This is a genomic window from Romboutsia sp. 1001713B170131_170501_G6 (assembly GCF_015668195.1).
GTDB lineage: Bacteria > Bacillota > Clostridia > Peptostreptococcales > Peptostreptococcaceae > Romboutsia_C.
Genome location: NZ_JADPFC010000002.1, coordinates 22415 through 43068, shown reverse-complemented (window position 1 = coordinate 43068; position 20654 = coordinate 22415). Strand labels below are relative to the sequence as shown.

The following is a 20654-nucleotide window of genomic DNA, read 5'->3' as shown; positions in this document are numbered from 1 at the left end:
TATGAAGATATTACAAATTAATTCAGTTTGCGGTTTAGGCAGTACTGGAAGAATAGTAACCGACTTATATAAGATGTTAGAAGAGCAAAGTTATGAGTGTAAGATTGCTTATGGAAGAGGAAATGCTCCAGAAGGTATAGACTCTATAAAGATAGGTTCTAAGTTGGACAATTATGCTCATGTATTTAAGACAAGAGTATTTGATAAGCATGGATTTGGATCAGTTAATGCTACTAAGAATTTTATAGAGGAAGTTAAAGGATATGACCCAGATATAATTCATTTACACAATATACATGGATATTATATAAATATTGAAATACTTTTTGATTATCTTAAAGAAGCTAATAAGCCTGTAGTATGGACTTTACATGATTGTTGGGCATTTACTGGACATTGTTCACATTTTGATTATGTAGGATGTGATAAGTGGAAGAATGGATGTAGCAATTGTAATCAAAAAAATGAATATCCATCAAGTAAAGTTATGGATAAATCAAAAGTTAACTATGAAAAGAAAAAAGAATTATTTACATCTGTAAAAAATATGACTATAGTTACTCCATCTAAGTGGCTTGCTAACTTAGTGAAAGAGTCCTTTTTAGGTAAATATAATGTTGAAGTTATTAATAATGGAATAGATTTAGATGTATTTAAACCTACTGAAAGCAACTTTAGAGAAAAATATAATTTACAAGATAAATTTATAGTGATTGGTGTGGCAAGTGTGTGGACAGAAAGAAAAGGATTTAAGTATTTTATAGAGCTTGCAGAAAAATTAAGTGATGATTATAAGATTGTAATGGTAGGTTTAAATGAAAAACAAATGAAAGAATTACCAAAAAATATTATAGGAATAACTAGGACTAATAATGTAAAGGAGTTAGCACAAATATATACAGCAGCAGATGTATTTGTCAATCCAACATTAGAAGACAATTTTCCAACCACAAATTTAGAAGCTCTTGCGTGCGGAACACCAGTAATAACATTTGATACAGGCGGAAGTATTGAGTGTATTAATAAAAATATAGGATTAGTATCACAAAAAAATAAAAATGATGCACTAATATCAGATATAGAGAAAGTAAAGCAAAATATATATAGATATAAAGAGAAAAATTGTATAGAGATAAGTAAATTATTATATAACAGAAATATAAATTACTGTAAATTTATAGAATTATATAATAAATTATGCAAGAGATAATTCAATTAGAGAGGTAAGTAATGTATATATTATTATATATAGTAGTTTTCATGAATGTGCTACTATTAACAAAAATGAAATATAATACTATTTTAAAACCAAATATACTGTTTAGCTTAATGTGGTGCATTTGTGGAAGTATATCAACTTTAGGATTATATGGCATGTATAATACAAGTCATACAGTTAATTTTTATGCTTTGACAGCTATAATAACATTCAATTTTGTATATATTTTATCAAATGATTGTATAAAATCTAGTAAAATTAAAGTAGCAAAAGGTATTATTGGGGAAGTTAGACTTGTATATATATATTTATTAAATATTATATCATGGATATTTATTAGTAGAATTCTAGTTAACTCTTTAAAAATAATATCTACTGGAGGTTTTAAGCTTTTAAGAATATATGCTTTTGAAGGATTAGCAACAACTATAGAATTAACTATATCACAATGGCTAGTAACACCTATATTTGAGGCAACAGTAATATTAGCTATAGTGTATACTATAACTAAAAAAAAAGCAAAATACTTAAAAATAATAGCTATAATAGATATATTACTTAATATAATAACATTTGGTGGTAGGTATTTTATAGTAAAATCTCTTATATATTATATTATAGCATTCATTGTAATAAAATTTAAAAATATAAATGGATTAAGTAGAATTAAAATAAATAAGAAAGTAATAATTATTTCAATATCTTTAATAGCATTTTTAACTAGTATGAGATCATGGAATGGAACTAGCATAATTAAAGAAACTGTATTATACTTCACATCATCATTTTCATTTTTAGATTCTTTATTAAAGGAGAATTTAATAAATGATAAATTTAATATCATACCAGGTACAGGTATTTTAGGGTTTATATATAATATTATACTAGTACCCATTACATTATTACTAGGCATCCCATATAGAGGATCTGATTACAATTTAACACAAATAACTTCTATTCCAAGAAACATAGGTGGTGGAATAAATTACAATGCTTTAGCAACAATGATATATCCACTTTTATTAGATTTTGGATACATTGGAATAATTATAGGAACAGCATTTTTAGCTATATTAGCTAGTTTTATAGAAAGGATGTTAGATAGAAGTAATAAGCTAATATACTTATGTATGTATATTTTTGTTGGAAATATTATATTCAGTAGTGTAATGAATTACTATCTTATATTTCCAGCTACAGGTTTTACAATTATAATGCTTATTATTTTAACTAAAAATAATAAAAATAGAATCGAGGAAATAAACAAAAATGAATAAACCTTTAGTTAGTGTATTTATAGCTGCTTATAATGCAGAGAAATACATATGTGAATGTATAGAAAGCGTTATAAACCAGACTTATGAAAATTTAGAAATATTAATAATTGATGATGGATCTACTGATAATACATGTAATAAGATTAACCTATATAATGATACTAGGATTAGACTGGTTAAAAATATGGTTAATATGGGACTTCCTTATACTAGGAATAGAGCTTTAGATATATTTAAAGGAGATTACTTAGCAATACTTGACTCAGATGATATATCTGCTAAAGATAGGATTGAAAAACAAGTCAAATATTTAGAGGAAAATAGAAATATAGATATAGTTACATCTGATTATACTGTATTTAATGGGAATATATCAAAGAGAATAAGAATAAATAAAGGTCCTGAAAATATAAAGGCCAGCTTAATTTTTGGGTGCACTTTATGTAATTCAACATCTATGATTAGAAGAAGCAGTCTTAAAAAGTTTAACTTAAGGTATAATGATTCATGCTTTGTAGCTCAAGATTATGAACTATGGAGTCAGTTTTCTAAAAAGGGAAGTATATTTAATATTCCAGAAACTTTATTAAATTACCGAATTGGTCATGAAAATATAACTAAGAAAACAAAAATAAATAAAATTAATGAAAGAAAAAAGGTTATTAGTAGCATACAAAAAGGTATGTTAGATTATTATGGTTTTAAATTAAATGCTGAAGAAGAAACTATATTCTATGATTTTTTCAGTGATAATTATAGTTTTGATATATTGAAAAAATATAATTACAACCAAATAGAATTATTAGTAAATAAACTTAGTAGTATTAATTTAGAAAAAAATATATTCAATCAAGAAATATTTTTAGAAGAGTTAGACTTCGCATCAAAACAAAGAATATTTAATCATAAAATTAGTCTGATAGATAAAATGAAGCTTTATAATAGAGTTATAAAAGGAAATGATATGTTTACAAAATTTTCTGATGTTTTAAAAATAATATTAAAGCATATTCAAAATACAATAAAAAATACAAATTAAGGAGAAAAAAATGAAAGTTGCAATAGCAGGTACAGGTTATGTTGGTTTATCAAATGCTATACTATTGTCACAACATAATGAAGTAGTAGCAGCAGATATAATTCAAGAAAAAGTAGACATGATAAATGATAAAAAATCTCCAATAGTAGATAAGGAGATAGAAGAGTATTTAGCTACTAAAAAATTAAATTTAATAGCAACGACTGATGTATATAAAGCATACAAGGATGCGGAGTTCGTTATAATATCTACACCAACAGACTATGATCCAGAAAAAAATTATTTTAATACAAGAAGTGTTGAAGCAGTAATAGCAAATGTATTGTCTATAAATCCAGATGCTACAATGATAATAAAATCAACTGTTCCAGTTGGATATACAGAAAAAGTAAAAAAAATGTTTGAAACTGATAATATAATATTTTCACCAGAGTTTTTAAGAGAAGGAAAGGCTCTATATGACAACTTATATCCTTCAAGAATAATTGTGGGAGAACAATCAGAAAGAGCCAAAAAGTTTGCAGATCTATTAGTACAAGGAGCAATAAAAGAAGATATAGCAGTATTATTTACTAATTCAACAGAAGCAGAAGCTGTAAAATTATTTTCTAATACCTACTTGGCACTTAGGGTAGCATATTTCAATGAACTGGATACATATGCAGAAGTTAGAGGTCTTGATACAAAGCAAATAATAGAAGGTGTTGGACTAGATCCTAGAATCGGAAATCATTATAATAACCCTTCGTTTGGATATGGTGGATATTGTTTACCAAAAGATACTAAGCAATTAAGAGCAAACTATGCTGATGTACCAAACAACATAATAGCTGCTATAGTTGATGCTAATACAACTAGAAAAGATCATATAGCAGACCAAATAATAAAAAGAAATCCTAAAACAGTAGGTATACATAGATTAACAATGAAAACTGATTCTGATAACTTTAGAGCTTCTTCTGTACAAGGTATAATGAAGAGAATTAAAGCTAAAGGTATAGAAACAGTAGTATATGAGCCTGTGCTAAAAGAAGATACTTTCTATAATTCTAAAGTAATAAGAGACTTAGCAAAGTTTAAAGAAACTTGCGATGTTATAGTTTCAAATAGACTTTGTGAAGATTTAATTGATGTAAAAGAAAAGGTTTATACTAGAGACTTATATAATAGAGATTAAAAAATAATAAATAAAATATGAAGGAAAAAAAATGAACATATTGGTTAAAAATACAATAATTTTGATGATAATTACAATGTTATCTAAGTTTTTTGGATTTGGAAGAGAATTAATTTTAACATATATATACGGAGCAAGTAGTATATCTGATGTATACATAACATCAATGAGCATACCAACAATACTTTTTTCATCTATAGGTGTTGCGATTAGTACAGCATTTATACCATTATCCTATGAAATAGAGGATAAATATGGGAGAAATAGTTCATTAAATTTTGCAAATAATATTTTTAATTCTGTTATGATATTGGGAATAGTATTATCTTTAGTGACATTTGTTCTTACAGAGCCTGTAGTAAAGTTATTTGCAATGGACTTTTCAGGAGAAAGATTAGAGTTAGCTATAAAATTTACTAGAATAATGATTTTTGGTGTTATATTTATAGGACTTAGTAATATGATGACTGCATGGTTACAAATAAATAATGAGTTTAGCATACCTGGAATGATAGGATATCCGTTCAACATATGTATAATAATTGGGACAATTATTAGTTCTAAAGGGAATTTAAATATGATGGCAATAGGTACCTTATTAGGTATGGCAAGTCAGTTTTTATTACAATTACCTTTTGCTATAAAAAAAGGTTTTAAATACAAGCTATACATAGACTTTAAGGATAAATATTTAAGAAAGATGTTAGGGCTTATAATACCTGTATTTATAGGAGTTGCAGTTAACCAAGTTAATGCTATAGTAGATAGAAGTTTGGCATCGACTTTGAGTGAAGGTACTATAACAGTTTTAAATAGTGCAAATAGGCTAAATGGATTTGTATTAGGCCTTTTTATATCTACAATTGCAACTGTCATATATCCAATGTTAGCTAAATTAAGCAATGATGACAACAAAGATGAACTTGCAAAATCTGTATCTACAAGTATTAATAGTGTAATTTTACTCATAATACCAATATCTGTTGGAGCGATAGTGCTTGCAGAACCGGTTGTAAGGATTATATTTGAAAGAGGTGCATTTAATTCTCAATCAACTCATATGACAGCAGTAGCACTAGCATGTTACTCAATTGGAATGATAGGTTTTGGACTCAGAGAGATTTTAAATAAAGTATTTTATTCACTAAAAGATACAAAAACACCTATGATAAATGGTGCTTTAGCTGTTAGTTTCAACATAGTTTTAAATTTAATTTTCGTAAAAATAATAGGATATGCAGGTCTTGCATTAGCAACTAGTATATCTGCTATTATATGTATATTATTACTATTTACAAGTCTTAAAAAGAAGATATCATATTTTGGACAAGACCGAATAATAAAGACTATGCTTAAGTCAATGATAGCCGCTATAGGAATGGGAATTATTACTAAATTAGCATACAACTTATTAAGTGGATTTTTAGGATTAGGATTTATAAAAGAAGCAATAGCATTGTTTGGATCTATAGGTATAGGGATTATAGTATATGGTGTATTAGTGATTATATTTAAAGTTGAAGAAATTAATGTAATAATAGAAAAGATAAATAAAAAAATTAAAATATAACGAGGGAAATTATAATGAGTGTATTAGTAACAGGTGGAGCTGGATATATAGGAAGTCATACTGTTATAGAGTTATTAGAAGAAGGAAAAGAAGTAGTAATAGTAGATAACTTTTCTAATAGTAATCCTATAGTATTAGATAGAATAAGAGAAATAACTAATGAAGATTTTAAATTTTATAAGGTAGATACTACTAATAGCGATGAGCTTGAGGTTGTATTTAAGGAAAATAATATTGATTCTATTATTCACTTTGCTGCATACAAGGCGGTGGGGGAATCTGTGGCTAAGCCATTAGAGTATTATACTAACAATATAGGCAATACTTTGAATATATTAAATCTAATGAGAAAATACAATGTGAAAAATTTTGTATTTAGTTCTTCTGCTACTGTATATGGTGATCCACATTCTTGTCCTATATTTGAGAATTTTCCTTTAAGTGCGACTAATCCATATGGGGCTACTAAGCTTATGATTGAAGATATGTTAAGAGATATTTGTAAGGATAATGATAGTCTTAATATTGCTATTCTTAGATACTTCAATCCTATAGGTGCACATATTAGTGGACTTATAGGTGAAGAGCCAAATGGTATACCAAATAACCTTATGCCATACATAACTAAAGTCGCTGTTGGTAAATTAAAAGAGCTAAGTGTATTTGGTGGAGATTATAATACTCATGATGGTACAGGTGTTAGAGATTACATACATGTTGTAGATCTAGCAAGAGGACATATAAAAGCATTAGAAAAGTTAAATACTAATTGTGGCCTAGTTACATATAATCTAGGTACTGGTAACGGATACAGCGTACTTGATTTAATAAAGGCTTTTAGCGAAGCTTGTGGCAAGGAAATACCATACAAAATAGTAGATAGAAGACCTGGAGATATTGCAATGTGTTATGCTAGTACTTCTAATGCTAATAAAGAACTAGGATGGAAAGCAGAGTTTGGTATAAAAGAAATGTGTGAAGATTCTTGGAGATGGCAAAGTAATAATCCTGATGGTTATACTACTGCATATATCGATGAAGTAACTTCAGTAGCTGAATAAATTAGATAGATAAGATAGCTATAAATATATTTTGGCTATCTTATTTATTAGTAAATTAATTATTTAAAAATATCTATAGTGGAGGAAAAATGAAGAAGACAGTTAGAAAAGCTATAATACCCGCTGCAGGACTAGGTACTAGATTTTTACCTGCAACAAAATCGCAACCAAAGGAAATGCTACCAATAGTAGACAAACCCACACTACAATACATAATAGAAGAAGCTATAGGCTCTGGAATAGAAGAGATACTAATAGTTACAGGTCGTAGCAAAAAAAGTATAGAAGACCACTTTGACAGATCAATTGAATTAGAACTAGAACTATCTCAAAAAGGAAAAGACGAAATGCTTAAGATGGTTCAAGACATATCAAACATGGTAAACATCCACTACATAAGACAAAAAGAACCAAAAGGACTAGGACATGCTATACACTGTGCAAAAAGCTTTATAGGCAATGAACCATTTGCAGTACTTCTTGGTGATGATATAGTAGACAATGAAAAGCCATGTTTAAAGCAATTAATAGATTGTTATGATGAATACAAAACTTCAGTACTTGGAGTTCAGAAAGTAGCCAAAGAAGATACTTGTAAATATGGAATACTTGATGTTAAGCATATAGAAGATAGAGTATATAAAGTTAAAGATATGGTTGAAAAGCCAGATGTTGATAAAGCGCCATCAAATATTGCAATACTAGGAAGATATATAATTACTCCTGCTATATTTGATATACTTGAAAATCAAGAACCAGGTAAGGGTGGAGAAATACAACTTACAGATGCTCTTCAAACATTAGCCACTCAAGAAGCAATATATGCTTATGATTTTGAAGGTAAAAGATATGATGTAGGAGATAAGCTAGGATTTTTAGAAGCTACAGTTGATTTTGCTCTTAAAAGATCTGAACTTAGAGATGAGTTTATAGAATTTTTACAAAGTAAAGTTAAAGAGAAAGAAGATAATGAGTTAGATTTAATAGATGAAGTTGCTGTGGATATAGAGTAATTTATAAATAGTATAGCAATAATAAGAATTTTAGTTGATCAATTAATTTATACTTTTTCCATATATCCTAATATGTGTTAAAATATAGGTAGAATTATAATGTTATTACTAGATTTTAAAATTATATAAATTTAAGGAAAGGAAATTTATATGGCAAGAAGTATATTTGCAGGAGGAACTGACTATAGAGGTCAAAGTATAGATGATATTAAGAAGGATTTGATAGATACACAAGATTTATTGAAAAAAACCGTTAGATTGTTTGAAAAAGACTTAGAAAAATTGAAGGAATTAGGTAAATTTAAGTATATGGATTTTGATTTTAGAGCCAGTACATATGATTTAATTAATTTCTTTAAAACATCAATAGATGACATAGATCTAATTATCGAAGGAATTAATAATGGATTGAATAATGTGCATATGAATTTATTAGAGAATATGCAAAGATTATCTCATGAAAAGAATAAGCATCATAGAAAAATGTTTAGAAATTATTATAATCCAGAGTACAGAACACTACACTTTGATATAATAGAGGAATTATATCAGGAGGGCGGAGATGTCACAGCATCTATGTTTGACTTAGGTAATATGGTCGAAAGGTTACAACAATTTATCGTAGATAGGAGAAATGAAATGAGTATAAATATAACTAATAATATAGATAAAGTGGATAATTTACAACAAAATTCAGGACATGCAACAGGATATCAGTATAATCAAAGATGTGAAACACAAAATGATATAGATGAAATAATATATTTATTAAAAGATATTGCAGAAAAGCTTGATAAAGAAAATAAAGAAGAATTGCTAGAATATGTAGAAGATTTTAATGAAGACTTGAAATCTTCCACACCAAGAAAAAGTAGAATAAAATCAACATGGACTTCAATAAAATCTAAATTAACACTTGAGAGTGTGGCTAATATTGCAACTATAACCACTTCAATACCAAATATCATTGATATGGGGGAAAAAATTATAAATCAACTAGCTTAATTGGAATTCTAAAAATTATGACAATAATAAATTTATAAATTAAAATATATACAAAAGATATGTTTTATAATGAAATTATTTTATATATAATGTATTATTTAAAGGGCTTATTCAATGTCAGTATTACTAAGAACATAAAATTACTAAAATAGAGGAAAAGCTTGTTAAAAAATACTATACAGTCATGTATGGTATTTTGCCTATATATTAGAGTTTATATATTCTCTATTTAATATTTATAATAATATTCAATATTATGTTATTACGTTAAAAGGGCAAGATATAGAATTAGAGGGAGATTTATGAGTAAATTAAAAAAGATTATTCTAGGTTTGGTTATAGCCATTATTGCTATACCTTTAGTAGGATTTGGTGCTTTATATTTTAAACTAAATTCTATGTATGATAAAGAAGAAGCTAAAAAGGTAAATGATAAGATTGAAAAAGTTGATGAAACTAATGGAATTACTAATATACTTTTAGCTGGTATTGATGGAAACAACATGGATAAGGGTAATAGATCAGATGCTATGATGATTTTGACTATTGATTCAAAAAATAATGATATTAGACTTACATCGCTAGCTCGTGATACTTATGCCGATATACCAGGGTACGGAAAAGAAAAGCTTACACATGCTTATGCATATGGAGGCCCTAGTTTATTACTTGAGACTATAGATAAAAATTTTGATGTGCCTATTGATAAGTATGTTGTTGTTAGTTTCGAATCTTTTACTAAGATTATAGATGTTCTTGGTGGTATACAAATAGATGTATTAGATAGAGAAGTAAGTCACATACCAGGGGTGAAAAGTTCAGGTCTTCAGACTTTAGATGGTGCACAAGCTTTAGCCTATAGTAGAATAAGATATGCAGATGATGCTTTTCATAGGGATAATAGACAAAGAACTGTTATAGAGGCTTTATATAACAAGCTACTTAGTGATTTTTCTTCTAATTTTATGGAAGTTGCTAATGACATAATTGGATATACGAAGACTAATTTAACTCCTATGGAAATTATGAGTATTGCAACTAAGGTTATTAAAATTAATGATGATAAATTTGAGCAAATGGAGTTTCCTTTAGAGGGACACAGAAATGGCTATGTTATGAATAAGGAAAAAGGCTATATTATAGAATGGGATGAAGCCTATAATAAGGATCAGTTACATAAGTTTATATTTGATTATAAAAATTTTAATAAATAGTATAAAAGGATACCTATGACTTTGTTTTAGTCTTGGGTATCTTTTTTATTACATTTAGATATGATTGTGCTTATATATTCCCAACATGGGAACAGTTATTTAAAAGTAAATTGACACTTAATGTAGCTATATACTACCATTAAATTACAATAATGAAATAGAAAGAGAATAAATTCCAAAATAAGAATTAATGGGGGATACTATGAATGGTGTAAGTGTATTTACTAATAAAGAATTTGGTGATGTTTCTGTTATTAGTGTTGATGGTAAGCCATATTTTGATGGTATTGATGTTTGTAAGATACTTGGCTACAAAAACAAAAACGATGCTATTAATAGACATTGCAAAAAAGACACTATCGTATTTCACGATAGTGTCTTGGTAACAGGTAAGAAGGCTAATGGAGATAATATTAAAAAGACTATAAAGAGGGCTTTTATCAGTGAAGGAAACTTATACAGGCTTATTATTAAATCTAAAAATAAAGAGGCTGAAAAGTTTGAAAAGTGGGTCATGGATGAGGTACTGCCAACTATTAGAAAAGAAGGTGGGTATTATCATGATTATAGGTTTGTAGAAAAGCTTATACATATATGCAACTCTCAGCACAAAGATATTGAAAGATTGATTTGTGATAAAAAGGTTAATGAACCTTATATAAATATAGGTAAAACAGTATCAAGTAGTGATAATGCTATAAGTATTGGTGGATTTGCTAAGGTGCTTAAAAATATTGGTGTTGATATTGGGAGAAATAGGTTGTTTGCTTGGTTTAGAGCAAATGGATATATTATGAAGCAAGGAATGGAAAATCAACCTAAGCAGGTGTATATTGATAGAGGGCTTTTTATTACTCGCCAGTATAGTATAAATACTAGTGATGGGATAAAAGTTAGTGTTACTCCTTATATTACTGGTAAGGGGCAGGTATATTTTATAGATAAAATTAGGGAGGGATTTTGTTATGATAGATTTTACAAAAATGTTTAATAAAGAAGTTAAGTGTGTTTTTCCTTTTGGGAGCAAGGAATGTGGTGATTTTTTAAGAAATACTTACAAGGATAGTATAGATGATGTTATAAAGCTTGATGATGGTTTATATGAATGTATTTTAGAGTATGATATTATTGTTGATGAGATTAATAGTCTTGAATCTATGAAAAAGATTATTGAGCATAGGATTAAAAGTGAGATGAGAGAGTTTGAGACTGGTTTTTGTAGGGATAGAAAAATTACTTGGAAAAAGGTTGTTAAGTCTAGTTTTGATAGTAAAAGGTTAAAATTAGATAAGCCTGATATTTATAATGATTATTTAAAATCTAGTTGTAGTAGGGTATTTAGACTTAAGTAAAATAGATTTATATATTATAATTAGGAGTATTTTTATACTCCTAAAAGTCATGTATATTTTTAAGTTTATCTTTATCTAAATATGTATATTTTAGCTCTATTAACTCTTCTGGAAGTCCTAGAGTCTGAGACATACTTTTATATGTTGATGTAGGATCTTCTATCAAAAGATTTATAATAGTATCGTCTTCTATTAAAAATTCTGCTGCTAGTGTATTTGCTTCTAGTTCAAAGGGGTCACATATAAAGAATGTATCATTTAATAGGTATGATATATCTATATTTCTATGTAGCTTTGAGTGGGCAAATTCATGTGCTAGTACTATTTCTTGTTCTTTTTCTGGTAGTGCCTTATTTAGTACTATTGTTTGTTTTGATTTACTTTTATAATACATTCCTTTAAAATAGTTCATTTCTTCTAGGTTATATACTTCTTGTATTTTTATATTACATATATCTATAACTTCTCTTATATCATTTGTTCCTGCTACTGATTTGTACCTTCTTACTATTTCTTTTATTTTATTTACCTTATCTATATTCATTTTATCCCCCTGATTTAGACGATTATTTTTTATTTGAGTCCATTACTGATATTCCCACTTTTATCGCTGTTAATAGCTTGTCTATGTCTTCTTTTGTTACTGGTTTACCATAAAATGAAAGTCCTTCTCTTGACAACTTCTTCTCTGTATTTTCTAATATTTTTTCTAGTTCTAATTCTTCATCTGTATCATCTTCGTGATGAAAGCTTTCAAAATCATCAGATACGCCCATTAGATAGTCAAATGATACATTTAGTGTTTCTGCTATTGTTAGTAGAGTTGATGCTTTTGGTTCTCTTATGTCGTTTTCATATCTTGATAGTGTACTTTCTTTTATTCCTGTTTTTTGACATAGCTCTTTTTGATTCATATCTAATCTTTCTCTTGCTTTTGTTATTCTTTGTCCGATTGATTCCAATTTTATCACTCCCTTTGAGTTAATTATATTACATTGTTTATAAAAAGGTAACAAAAAGTTCCTATTTGGGAACACTTTGTTACATAAATATATAAATTTTATTATTTATATTGACTTATATATGCTCTATAAACTATTATTTAATTACAAAATGGGAATTAAAGAGATAATAGGGGGATTTATATGGATAGAAAATTACTTAGGGCTATTAGGTTATATAAGGAGTATAGTCAAAATGAGATGGCAAGTATATTAGGGATTAGTCGTAAAATGTATGGGTTTAAAGAAAATGGTAAAAAGGATTTTACTATTAGTGATGTTGTAAAGATAAAAAATCATCTAGAACTTAGTTTAGATGATGTTAATAAGATTTTTTTTGATGATATAATTGCAAAATAGGAATTGCAAAAATGGGATTTAAGGGGGATTATATATGGCTTTATATAGGTCTGTTAGGGTAGGATTTTGGAAAAATCATAAGGTGTTGGAGGAAATGACACCTGAGGATAAGTTATTTATGCTGTATTTACTTACTAATCCTAGTACTACTCAGATTGGGATTTATAAAATTAGCAAAAAGCAGATGGCTTTTGAGCTTGGGTATTCTGTTGAGAGTGTTAGTTGTATGATTGATAGGTTTGTTAATAATTATGGTATTATTAGGTACAATGAGACTACTCGTGAGTTGGGCATTAAGAGTTGGGGAAAGTACAATTTTTCTAGGCTTGGTAAACCTATGGTTGATTGTATTAAAAAGGAGCTAGTAGAGGTTGAAGACAAGAGTATGATTGAGTTTGTCCTTCAAAAAATAAGTAATTTAACTGTTAGAAGTCTTTATAAAGAGTGTATAGGCTCTAGTGAAAATATAGGTTTTGACGATACGTACCACGATACGTTAACGTCACGTACCACCATACGTGGACAAAAAGAAAAAGAAAAAGAAGAAGAAAAAGAAATAAATAATAATTCACATGATTTAATGGGGGGAAGTATTTATGGATATGGTGATAAATCAATTAAAAATGGCAAATATTCCAGAGAGTATAAAGATAAGAATGGAGAAAGTTTTAAAAAGCCAAGTGAAGAAGAACTTGAATTTGCAAGAAGATTATAAGTGTATTAAATGCAGAGATATGACTTTTATATTAGATGGTGATACTGCTACTGCTTGTGAGTGTAGAAAGCTAAGGGAAGCTGAGAGAATACTTGAGATTAGTGGTATTAGTGATGAGTTTAGGAAAAAAATATTTGATAATTTTGATTATAGTGTAAGTAGGGATGTTTTAAATGCTTATGTTAGGGCTAAGACTTATGCTAAGGATTTTGATTATATTAGTGATAGTAGGAATAATTCTATAGCGTTTATGGGAAGTAGTGGTAGTGGAAAGACTCATTTATCTTTGGCTATTAGTAATTACTTAATGGATAATGGTGTTGGTGTTTTGTATATGAGTTACAGAGATAGTATTGTTAATATAAAGCAAAGTATTATGGATAGTGAAAATTATAATAGGATAATGAGTAGATACAAAAATGCTAAGGTTCTTCTTATTGATGATTTATTTAAGGGGCGTATTACTGATAGTGATGTAAATATTATGTTTGAGATTATAAATTATAGATATTTTAATAACAAGCCTATGATTATTAGCACGGAACTTAGTAAGGAAAAGTTAATTGGTATTGATGAGGCTATTGGAAGTAGAATACTAGAGATGTGTAGAGATTATAGTGTTGAGATTTGTGGAAGAGAGTTAAATTATAGAATTAATGGATAGGTATTTATAATACATAATGGGGGATGGATATGAAAATATGTGTTAATGTTGGTCATACCTTAAAGGGATTTGGAAGTGGTGCTATTGGTATTAAAAATGAAAGTATTGAAAATAGAAATGTTGCTAATGAGCTTATAAGTTTACTTAAATGTAGAGGTTATGAAGTGGTTTTATCTAAAGTTGATAGAGCCTCTTCTAATGTAGCTTATTTAAAAGAGTGTGTTGATATTAGCAATAATAACAAATGTGATTTATTTATTAGTATTCATTTTAACTCTTTTAATAAAAAAGCTTATGGTGTTGAATGTTTTTATTATAAAAGTAATGAAAATGGAAAGAAAGTGGCTAATAGTATTTGTGAAAGTATTTCAAGGATTGGTTTTAAAAATAGGGGTGCTAAAGATGGTAGCAATTTATATGTTATTAGAAATACTCTTTGTGATGCTGTGCTTATTGAGTGTTGTTTTATAGATAATGATGATGATATGAAAAAATATGATTATAAGAAGATGGCTAGAGCTATTTATGATGGTATTATTAAAAAAGATAGTGATAGGGAGATTTATAGGGTATGTGTTGGTAGTTTTAGTGTAAAAGATAATGCTATTAATTGTTTGAATGAGGCTAAGGACAAGGGATTTGATGACGCTTTTATATACTGTTAATTTAATTTGGAGGTAGTGTATGAAGCTAAGAGATGAAGATGTTTGTGAGAGGTTAGAGATTTTACTTGATATTGTTGGTGAGGAGAAGTTTTTAGAGATTTCTAGAATGTATGGTGGTACTAATATTTATATTCCTAAGTATTCTAGTTATCTAAGGCTTATTAGAAATAGGGATATTTTAAGAAAGTATAATGGGGTTAATGTTTTGGAGTTGGCTAATGAGTATGGTCTTAGTGTTACTCATATTAAGAGGATATTAGAAAGTTAGCCAATGCATAATATTAAAAAAATTTATAAGTTTTCTAATATTATATTTTAAGTACCTTTTTTAATTTATATATGATATCCTATAATTATTATTTAATTGTAGGTGAATATTATGAGAAAGAAGATATTTTTAACTTTAGCTATATTATGGATGGGTATAATTTTTTATATGTCTAATCAACCAGCTAATATATCAACAGTTCAGTCAGATGGAGTTATAAATATACTTAGTGGAGTACCAGTATTAGGTAGTGTTATGGATGTATTAATATCAAATGGTACAGCATCTTTTATTATAAGAAAAAGTGCTCATATGCTTTCATATGGATTACTTTCAGTTCTTTTATATATGAGTATATATGATAATGATAAATCTATTAATAAGACTTCTATAATATCTTTTATAATAACTTTTTTATATGCTTGTAGTGATGAATTTCATCAAACTTTTGTTACAGGTAGAAGTGGTGAGTTTAGAGATGTTTTAGTAGACTCTACAGGAGCTATTATATTTTTATTTATAGTTATATTAATTACAACGTTTATAAAAAAGAAAAAGACCATACGCTAGTATGGTCTTTTTAGTAACGAAAAAAGTCGTTGGTAAACTATTTGAGCAACGGATAAAGTCGTTGGCGAACTATTTAATGTTTATTATATTTTTAGATAATTCATTTATACTATCAGTAAGACCTAGTAGTTTTCCTTCAATTCGTACTAGTAGATACATTGACAAAGTGATAGGAAATCCAATATTAGATATTAGTGTTTGTATATTAAAGTCCATAATAAATAGTTATTATAATACTAAGTCAAAATCTTGAGTTCCAGTTTCTACGGCTTTTGCTCCAACTAAAGATGCTAAGCCTTCTCCGCCTGGTTTAAATATGTTTTTAGATAGTATAGTTGTCATTGCAGTTTTTATTTCTTGTTCTGTTAAATTTTCTCTTGGTTCATCCACTGATATAGATACTTTTTTACCTGATGTTGTTTTAAATGACATAAGTAATTTTTTAGTTATTTCCATAATTATCCCCTCCTATAATTTTATTTTTAGTAAAGTAAATTTTATTGTGATAATGTGTTATTATCAATTTTTGCTAATTCTAGTAATGTGTGACTTTGAAGTGACGATATTACTGAGCCAACAGCATATACATCATCATCTGATGCGTCAGGATTTACATTTGAATATGATTTACTTTTTACTATTGTTTTGCCTGTTGAATCATCTCTTCCTAGGTCAAATCTTAGTCTTAATGTTGATGGGTTTTTAGTTATTGTTACTGCCATTTTTATTTCCTCCTTATTTATTTTTTAGCAATTTATTTTGCTTATACTTATATATTAGTTAAGATTTTTAACATGTAGGGAACACATAAGTGTAAAAATTATGTTTAAATAGTAATATTTATATAAATACAATAAAATTATTCTCAAAAAATTAATCTAATGGTATACTAGGAATATTGGCGGAAAAAATTTTATAATTATAAGCTTCATGGAGGATTTTATGAGTAATAATTTAGCAAAATCGGCATTTTGGCTTATGGTAGTTACTATGCTATCAAAGATACTAGGATTTACAAGAGATATAGTCCTAATGTATTTTTATGGAACGAGTGCTTATAGTGATGTATATATAACAGCTATGAATATACCTGTCGTGGTGTTTGCTGCTGTTGGGGTAGCCCTTTCTACTACATTTATACCACTATATCAAGAAGCACTTGAAAATGGTGGAAAGAAAAGAGCGCAAAATTTTGCAAACAATATATTATGTATAGTTAGTATAATAAGTATAATTTTAAGTATATTTGGTTATATATTTGCAGAGCCTATAGTAAAATTATTTGCTATTAGTTTTACTGGTGATAAGCTTGCACTAACTGTAGATTTTGTAAGAATAATAATAGTTGGTGTTTTATTTATAGGTCTTAGTAATATAATGACAGCTTACTTACAAATACAAGGAAACTTCACTATACCAGGTATGGTGCAACTTCCAAATAATATTATAATAATTATATCTATGATAATAGGTGCAATTACTAAGAACTTTGATATATTAGCAATAGGGGCACTTATTGGTATGGCTTCACAATTTTTATTCCAAGTTCCTTTTGCTATAAAGCATGGATATAAGTTTAAGCCTATTGTTAATCTTAAAGATAAATACCTTAAAAAGATGATATGGCTAATACTTCCTGTTTTAATAGGGGTTGCAGTCAACCAAGTAAATGCTATGGCAGATAGAAGTTTAGCTTCAAGTTTAGGCGATGGTGTTATAGCAGCACTTAATAGTGCTAACAAGCTTAATTTCTTTGTTCTAGGATTATTTATAACTACTATCGGTTCTGTTATATATCCTACACTTGCAAAGCTATCTACTACTAATGACCAGAAAAAGTTTGCAGAAGCAGTATCAACTAGTGTAAACTGTGTAAGTTTAATAATATTACCTATAACTGTTGGGGCAATAGTACTTGCTACTCCTATAGTTAGAATATTATTTCAAAGAGGAGCATTTAATGAAACATCAACTCAAATGACGGCTATTGCTCTTATGTGTTATTCTGTTGGTATGATTGCTTATGGACTTAGAGATATATTAGGTAAGGTATACTATTCATTAAAGGACACTAAAACTCCTATGATAAATGGTATAATAGCAGTTATTGCTAATATATTCTTTGATGTTACTTTAATGCAAGTATTTGGACTTGGTGGACTAGCACTTGCTACAAGTTTATCTTCTATAATATGTATATTATTACTATTTAGAGGATTAAAGAAAAAGATAAGTTACTATGGACAAGATAGAATATTAAGAACTTTTGTAAAGTCTTTAATAGCTTCTGCTGTAATGGGTGTTGCCACATACTTTGTGTACAAGTTATCTAGTGGTATATTAGGTATTGGATTTATACAAGACGTTATAGCTACAGGTATATCAGTATTAGTAGGTGCTATTGTTTATGGGGTACTTGTTAGTAAATTTAGAGTTAGAGAAGTTAAGATGCTTAAGAAGATGGTTATGAAGAAATTAAATAGAGCATAAAATACACTAAATAAAAAGAGGGCATAAGCTCTCTTTTTTTATTTTTATAATATTTTTTATAAAAAATATATATATTTACAAATTTTGTGATAAATTTATGATAAAATTATTTAAGCGATTATGTAATATATTACTAAATTATATACAAAAATACAAAGACATGGAGGAGTATATATGAGTTACAAAGAAAGATACCATGAATGGATAAACAATCCATATTTTGATGAAAAAACTAGACAAGAATTACTAAGCATAAATGATGAAAAAGAAATAGAAGATAGATTTTATACTGATTTAGAATTTGGGACTGCTGGGCTTAGAGGAGTTATAGCTGCTGGTAGTAACAGAATTAATATATATACAGTAAGAAGAGCTACTTTTGGACTTGCTAATTACATATTAAAAAACGCAAATAGCGAAAAAGATAGAGGAGTAGTTATAGCACATGACAATAGACATATGTCTAGAGAGTTTTGCATAGAAACTGCAAATACACTAGCAGCATGTGGTATAAAGGCTTATATATTTGATTCTTTAAGAACTACACCAGAATTATCTTTTGCAGTTAGAAATTTAAATGCTATAGCAGGTGTTGTTATAACTGCTAGTCACAATCCACCAGAATATAATGGATACAAAGTATACTGGGAAGATGGAGCACAAGTTATGCCACACATTGCAAGTGCTATAACTGATGAAATAAACTCTATAGTAGATTATAGTACTATACCAACACTTACTGATGAAAATAAAGATTTAGTTATTAAGCTTGATGAAAAAGAAGATACTGATTTTATAGAAGCTGTAAAAACTCAAGTTATAAGAAAAGATTTAATAGATAAGTTTGGAAAAGATTTTAAAATAGTATACACTCCACTTTGTGGAACAGGAAATGTTCCTATAAGAAGAGCTTTAAAAGAAATTGGATTTGAAAATGTAATGGTAGTTAGTGAAGAAGAAAATCCAGACCCTAATTTTTCTGGTATAGAGTATCCTAATCCAGAAGATAAAAAAGCACTAGTTAGAGGAATTAACTTAGCTAAAGAAGTAGGAGCTGATTTAGTAATAGCTACTGATCCTGATTGTGATAGAGTTGGTGTTGCTGTTAAGACTGTAAATGGTGATTATCAAATGCTTACAGGAAATCAAATTGGAGGAATGCTTACAAACTATATAATAGAAGGAAGAAAAGAAGCTAATAGACTAGAAGAAAATCCAGTACTTATAAAGACTATAGTTACATCTGAATTTGGTGCAGACATTGCAAAAGATAATAATATAGATGTTTTAAATGTACTTACAGGATTTAAGTTTATAGGAGAGAAGATAAAATCATTTGAAGAGACTAAGTCTAATTCATACTTATTTGGATATGAAGAAAGCTACGGATATTTAGTAGGAACTCATGCTAGAGATAAGGATGCTGTTGTTACATCACTTTTAATAGCAGAGATGGCAGTTTATTATGCTTCTAACAATATGAGTTTATACGAAGGATTAATTAAACTTTATGAAAAGTATGGATACTTTAAAGAAGAAACTATATCTTTAACTTTAAAAGGTATAGAAGGTATAGCAAAGATTAAGGATATAATGACATACTTTAGAGATAATGAAATAAATGAAATAAACAACTCTAAGGTTGTTGATTTTAAAGATTACTTAAAAGGAATAGATAATCTTCCAAGTGCTAATGTAATTAAGTATTTCTTAGAAGATGGTTCTTGGCTTGCTATTAGACCATCTGGTACAGAGCCTAAGTTAAAGTTTTATATAGCTACTAAGGGTGATACTGAAAATGATGCTACTTTAAATGTTGACGGTATAAGAGCATTTGTAGATAGTGTTTTAGAAAAATTAGTTTAATATATAATTTAGTAAAAATAATAAATTTTAATGAAAGATAATGGTCTTAGAACATGCTCTAAGGCCATTATTTTTTTATTGTACATAAAAATATTTTGTAATATAATTATTTAATGATAAAATATTGA

The 20654-nt window shown here is 27.8% G+C and carries 24 protein-coding genes; 19 read left to right on the top strand and 5 right to left on the bottom strand.

From position 1 onward, the window contains the following. Nucleotide 1 precedes the first annotated feature (1 nt). The 11 genes from I4U89_RS05870 to I4U89_RS05820 all read left to right on the top strand — a co-directional run bounded on the left by I4U89_RS05870 (nucleotide 2) and on the right by I4U89_RS05820 (nucleotide 11927). Nucleotides 2–1210: a glycosyltransferase gene (locus I4U89_RS05870; RefSeq protein ID WP_195939334.1), complete on the top strand. Its 1209-nt coding sequence runs from the start codon at nucleotides 2–4 to the stop codon at nucleotides 1208–1210. 20 nt (nucleotides 1211–1230) lie between these two features. Then, entirely contained in the window at nucleotides 1231–2496 is a 1266-nt protein-coding gene (locus tag I4U89_RS05865) for an O-antigen polymerase (protein WP_195939332.1), read from the top strand. Next, entirely contained in the window at nucleotides 2489–3535 is a 1047-nt protein-coding gene (locus I4U89_RS05860; RefSeq protein ID WP_195939330.1) for a glycosyltransferase family 2 protein, read from the top strand. Before I4U89_RS05865 ends, I4U89_RS05860 begins: the two co-directional genes overlap by 8 nt. Nucleotides 3536–3545: 10 nt before the next feature. Beyond that, a complete protein-coding gene (locus I4U89_RS05855) occupies nucleotides 3546–4712 on the top strand; it encodes a nucleotide sugar dehydrogenase (protein ID WP_195939328.1) in 1167 nt (388 codons plus the stop codon). Nucleotides 4713–4743: 31 nt separating this feature from the next. Further along, nucleotides 4744–6282 (top strand): murein biosynthesis integral membrane protein MurJ, encoded by a 1539-nt coding sequence (gene murJ, locus I4U89_RS05850; protein WP_195939326.1) that lies wholly within the window; start codon nucleotides 4744–4746, stop codon nucleotides 6280–6282. Between the two features lie 14 nt (nucleotides 6283–6296). Next, complete coding sequence (galE, locus tag I4U89_RS05845) at nucleotides 6297–7343, top strand: UDP-glucose 4-epimerase GalE (RefSeq protein ID WP_195939324.1); 1047 nt, start codon at nucleotides 6297–6299, stop codon at nucleotides 7341–7343. Between the two features lie 89 nt (nucleotides 7344–7432). Then, on the top strand, nucleotides 7433–8356 hold the full coding sequence (gene galU / locus I4U89_RS05840; protein ID WP_195939322.1) for a UTP--glucose-1-phosphate uridylyltransferase GalU: 924 nt from the start codon (nucleotides 7433–7435) through the stop codon (nucleotides 8354–8356). Nucleotides 8357–8506: 150 nt separating this feature from the next. Beyond that, a complete protein-coding gene (locus I4U89_RS05835) occupies nucleotides 8507–9361 on the top strand; it encodes a hypothetical protein (RefSeq protein ID WP_195939320.1) in 855 nt (284 codons plus the stop codon). Between the two features lie 302 nt (nucleotides 9362–9663). Further along, on the top strand, nucleotides 9664–10575 hold the full coding sequence (locus I4U89_RS05830; protein ID WP_195939318.1) for an LCP family protein: 912 nt from the start codon (nucleotides 9664–9666) through the stop codon (nucleotides 10573–10575). A 202-nt stretch (nucleotides 10576–10777) separates the two neighbouring features. Beyond that, the gene (locus I4U89_RS05825; protein ID WP_195939316.1) at nucleotides 10778–11566 is read left to right on the top strand and encodes a phage antirepressor; all 789 of its coding nucleotides are present in this window, start codon (nucleotides 10778–10780) and stop codon (nucleotides 11564–11566) included. Further along, nucleotides 11541–11927 (top strand): hypothetical protein, encoded by a 387-nt coding sequence (locus I4U89_RS05820; protein ID WP_195939314.1) that lies wholly within the window; start codon nucleotides 11541–11543, stop codon nucleotides 11925–11927. The genes I4U89_RS05825 and I4U89_RS05820 overlap by 26 nt, the downstream gene beginning before the upstream one ends. A 40-nt stretch (nucleotides 11928–11967) precedes the next feature. On the opposite strand, the gene I4U89_RS05815 is transcribed toward I4U89_RS05820, so the two are convergent. After that, entirely contained in the window at nucleotides 11968–12471 is a 504-nt protein-coding gene (locus I4U89_RS05815) for an ImmA/IrrE family metallo-endopeptidase (protein ID WP_195939312.1), read from the bottom strand. Between the two features lie 22 nt (nucleotides 12472–12493). Beyond that, nucleotides 12494–12889, bottom strand: coding sequence for a helix-turn-helix domain-containing protein (locus I4U89_RS05810; RefSeq protein ID WP_166505671.1), 396 nt, complete (start codon nucleotides 12887–12889; stop codon nucleotides 12494–12496). Between the two features lie 183 nt (nucleotides 12890–13072). On the opposite strand from I4U89_RS05810, the gene I4U89_RS05805 reads away from it, so the two are divergent. From I4U89_RS05805 to I4U89_RS05780, 6 genes are all read left to right on the top strand, one after another. Further along, the gene (locus I4U89_RS05805; RefSeq protein ID WP_195939310.1) at nucleotides 13073–13288 is read left to right on the top strand and encodes a helix-turn-helix transcriptional regulator; all 216 of its coding nucleotides are present in this window, start codon (nucleotides 13073–13075) and stop codon (nucleotides 13286–13288) included. 34 nt (nucleotides 13289–13322) lie between these two features. Continuing rightward, a complete protein-coding gene (locus I4U89_RS05800) occupies nucleotides 13323–14003 on the top strand; it encodes a hypothetical protein (RefSeq protein WP_195939308.1) in 681 nt (226 codons plus the stop codon). After that, on the top strand, nucleotides 13885–14667 hold the full coding sequence (locus I4U89_RS05795) for an ATP-binding protein (RefSeq protein WP_243279166.1): 783 nt from the start codon (nucleotides 13885–13887) through the stop codon (nucleotides 14665–14667). The genes I4U89_RS05800 and I4U89_RS05795 overlap by 119 nt, the downstream gene beginning before the upstream one ends. 29 nt (nucleotides 14668–14696) lie before the next feature. Continuing rightward, entirely contained in the window at nucleotides 14697–15332 is a 636-nt protein-coding gene (locus I4U89_RS05790) for an N-acetylmuramoyl-L-alanine amidase (RefSeq protein WP_195939306.1), read from the top strand. Between the two features lie 19 nt (nucleotides 15333–15351). Then, a complete protein-coding gene (locus tag I4U89_RS05785; RefSeq protein WP_195939305.1) occupies nucleotides 15352–15600 on the top strand; it encodes a Mor transcription activator family protein in 249 nt (82 codons plus the stop codon). Nucleotides 15601–15711: 111 nt separating this feature from the next. Next, entirely contained in the window at nucleotides 15712–16170 is a 459-nt protein-coding gene (locus I4U89_RS05780; RefSeq protein WP_195939303.1) for a VanZ family protein, read from the top strand. A 69-nt stretch (nucleotides 16171–16239) separates the two neighbouring features. Here I4U89_RS05780 and I4U89_RS15980 read toward each other — a convergent pair whose 3' ends face one another. The 3 genes from I4U89_RS15980 to I4U89_RS05765 are packed head-to-tail and all read right to left on the bottom strand — an operon-like array spanning nucleotide 16240 to nucleotide 16892. Then, nucleotides 16240–16386 carry a YvrJ family protein gene (locus I4U89_RS15980; protein WP_195939301.1) on the bottom strand — a complete coding sequence of 49 codons (147 nt, stop codon included), beginning with the start codon at nucleotides 16384–16386 and terminating at the stop codon, nucleotides 16240–16242. A 12-nt stretch (nucleotides 16387–16398) separates the two neighbouring features. Further along, entirely contained in the window at nucleotides 16399–16626 is a 228-nt protein-coding gene (locus tag I4U89_RS05770) for a DUF2922 domain-containing protein (protein WP_195939300.1), read from the bottom strand. Between the two features lie 41 nt (nucleotides 16627–16667). Then, on the bottom strand, nucleotides 16668–16892 hold the full coding sequence (locus I4U89_RS05765) for a DUF1659 domain-containing protein (protein ID WP_195939298.1): 225 nt from the start codon (nucleotides 16890–16892) through the stop codon (nucleotides 16668–16670). Nucleotides 16893–17112: 220 nt separating this feature from the next. Here I4U89_RS05765 and murJ (I4U89_RS05760) point away from each other — a divergent pair, with 220 nt between their 5' ends. Both murJ (I4U89_RS05760) and I4U89_RS05755 read left to right on the top strand, forming a co-directional pair. Beyond that, nucleotides 17113–18660, top strand: a complete 1548-nt coding sequence (gene murJ / locus I4U89_RS05760; RefSeq protein ID WP_195939296.1) for a murein biosynthesis integral membrane protein MurJ — start codon at nucleotides 17113–17115, stop codon at nucleotides 18658–18660. A gap of 174 nt (nucleotides 18661–18834) precedes the next feature. Then, on the top strand, nucleotides 18835–20526 hold the full coding sequence (locus I4U89_RS05755) for a phospho-sugar mutase (protein ID WP_195939294.1): 1692 nt from the start codon (nucleotides 18835–18837) through the stop codon (nucleotides 20524–20526). Nucleotides 20527–20654 lie beyond the last annotated feature (128 nt).

Excerpts from the sequence above, each read along its gene's own strand:
- I4U89_RS15980 (WP_195939301.1), bottom strand. The coding sequence starts at position 16,386 with ATGGACTTTAATATACAAACACTAATATCTAATATTGGATTTCCTATC.
- I4U89_RS05765 (WP_195939298.1), bottom strand. The coding sequence starts at position 16,892 with ATGGCAGTAACAATAACTAAAAACCCATCAACATTAAGACTAAGATTT.
- I4U89_RS05795 (WP_243279166.1), top strand. The coding sequence starts at position 13,885 with ATGGATATGGTGATAAATCAATTAAAAATGGCAAATATTCCAGAGAGT.
- I4U89_RS05785 (WP_195939305.1), top strand. The coding sequence starts at position 15,352 with ATGAAGCTAAGAGATGAAGATGTTTGTGAGAGGTTAGAGATTTTACTT.
- I4U89_RS05755 (WP_195939294.1), top strand. The coding sequence starts at position 18,835 with ATGAGTTACAAAGAAAGATACCATGAATGGATAAACAATCCATATTTT.
- I4U89_RS05830 (WP_195939318.1), top strand. The coding sequence starts at position 9,664 with ATGAGTAAATTAAAAAAGATTATTCTAGGTTTGGTTATAGCCATTATT.
- I4U89_RS05860 (WP_195939330.1), top strand. The coding sequence starts at position 2,489 with ATGAATAAACCTTTAGTTAGTGTATTTATAGCTGCTTATAATGCAGAG.
- murJ (WP_195939296.1), top strand. The coding sequence starts at position 17,113 with ATGAGTAATAATTTAGCAAAATCGGCATTTTGGCTTATGGTAGTTACT.
- I4U89_RS05770 (WP_195939300.1), bottom strand. The coding sequence starts at position 16,626 with ATGGAAATAACTAAAAAATTACTTATGTCATTTAAAACAACATCAGGT.
- I4U89_RS05865 (WP_195939332.1), top strand. The coding sequence starts at position 1,231 with ATGTATATATTATTATATATAGTAGTTTTCATGAATGTGCTACTATTA.
- murJ (WP_195939326.1), top strand. The coding sequence starts at position 4,744 with ATGAACATATTGGTTAAAAATACAATAATTTTGATGATAATTACAATG.
- I4U89_RS05820 (WP_195939314.1), top strand. The coding sequence starts at position 11,541 with ATGATAGATTTTACAAAAATGTTTAATAAAGAAGTTAAGTGTGTTTTT.
- galU (WP_195939322.1), top strand. The coding sequence starts at position 7,433 with ATGAAGAAGACAGTTAGAAAAGCTATAATACCCGCTGCAGGACTAGGT.
- I4U89_RS05815 (WP_195939312.1), bottom strand. The coding sequence starts at position 12,471 with ATGAATATAGATAAGGTAAATAAAATAAAAGAAATAGTAAGAAGGTAC.
- I4U89_RS05855 (WP_195939328.1), top strand. The coding sequence starts at position 3,546 with ATGAAAGTTGCAATAGCAGGTACAGGTTATGTTGGTTTATCAAATGCT.
- I4U89_RS05825 (WP_195939316.1), top strand. The coding sequence starts at position 10,778 with ATGAATGGTGTAAGTGTATTTACTAATAAAGAATTTGGTGATGTTTCT.
- I4U89_RS05780 (WP_195939303.1), top strand. The coding sequence starts at position 15,712 with ATGAGAAAGAAGATATTTTTAACTTTAGCTATATTATGGATGGGTATA.
- I4U89_RS05790 (WP_195939306.1), top strand. The coding sequence starts at position 14,697 with ATGAAAATATGTGTTAATGTTGGTCATACCTTAAAGGGATTTGGAAGT.
- I4U89_RS05835 (WP_195939320.1), top strand. The coding sequence starts at position 8,507 with ATGGCAAGAAGTATATTTGCAGGAGGAACTGACTATAGAGGTCAAAGT.
- I4U89_RS05800 (WP_195939308.1), top strand. The coding sequence starts at position 13,323 with ATGGCTTTATATAGGTCTGTTAGGGTAGGATTTTGGAAAAATCATAAG.
- I4U89_RS05870 (WP_195939334.1), top strand. The coding sequence starts at position 2 with ATGAAGATATTACAAATTAATTCAGTTTGCGGTTTAGGCAGTACTGGA.
- I4U89_RS05805 (WP_195939310.1), top strand. The coding sequence starts at position 13,073 with ATGGATAGAAAATTACTTAGGGCTATTAGGTTATATAAGGAGTATAGT.
- galE (WP_195939324.1), top strand. The coding sequence starts at position 6,297 with ATGAGTGTATTAGTAACAGGTGGAGCTGGATATATAGGAAGTCATACT.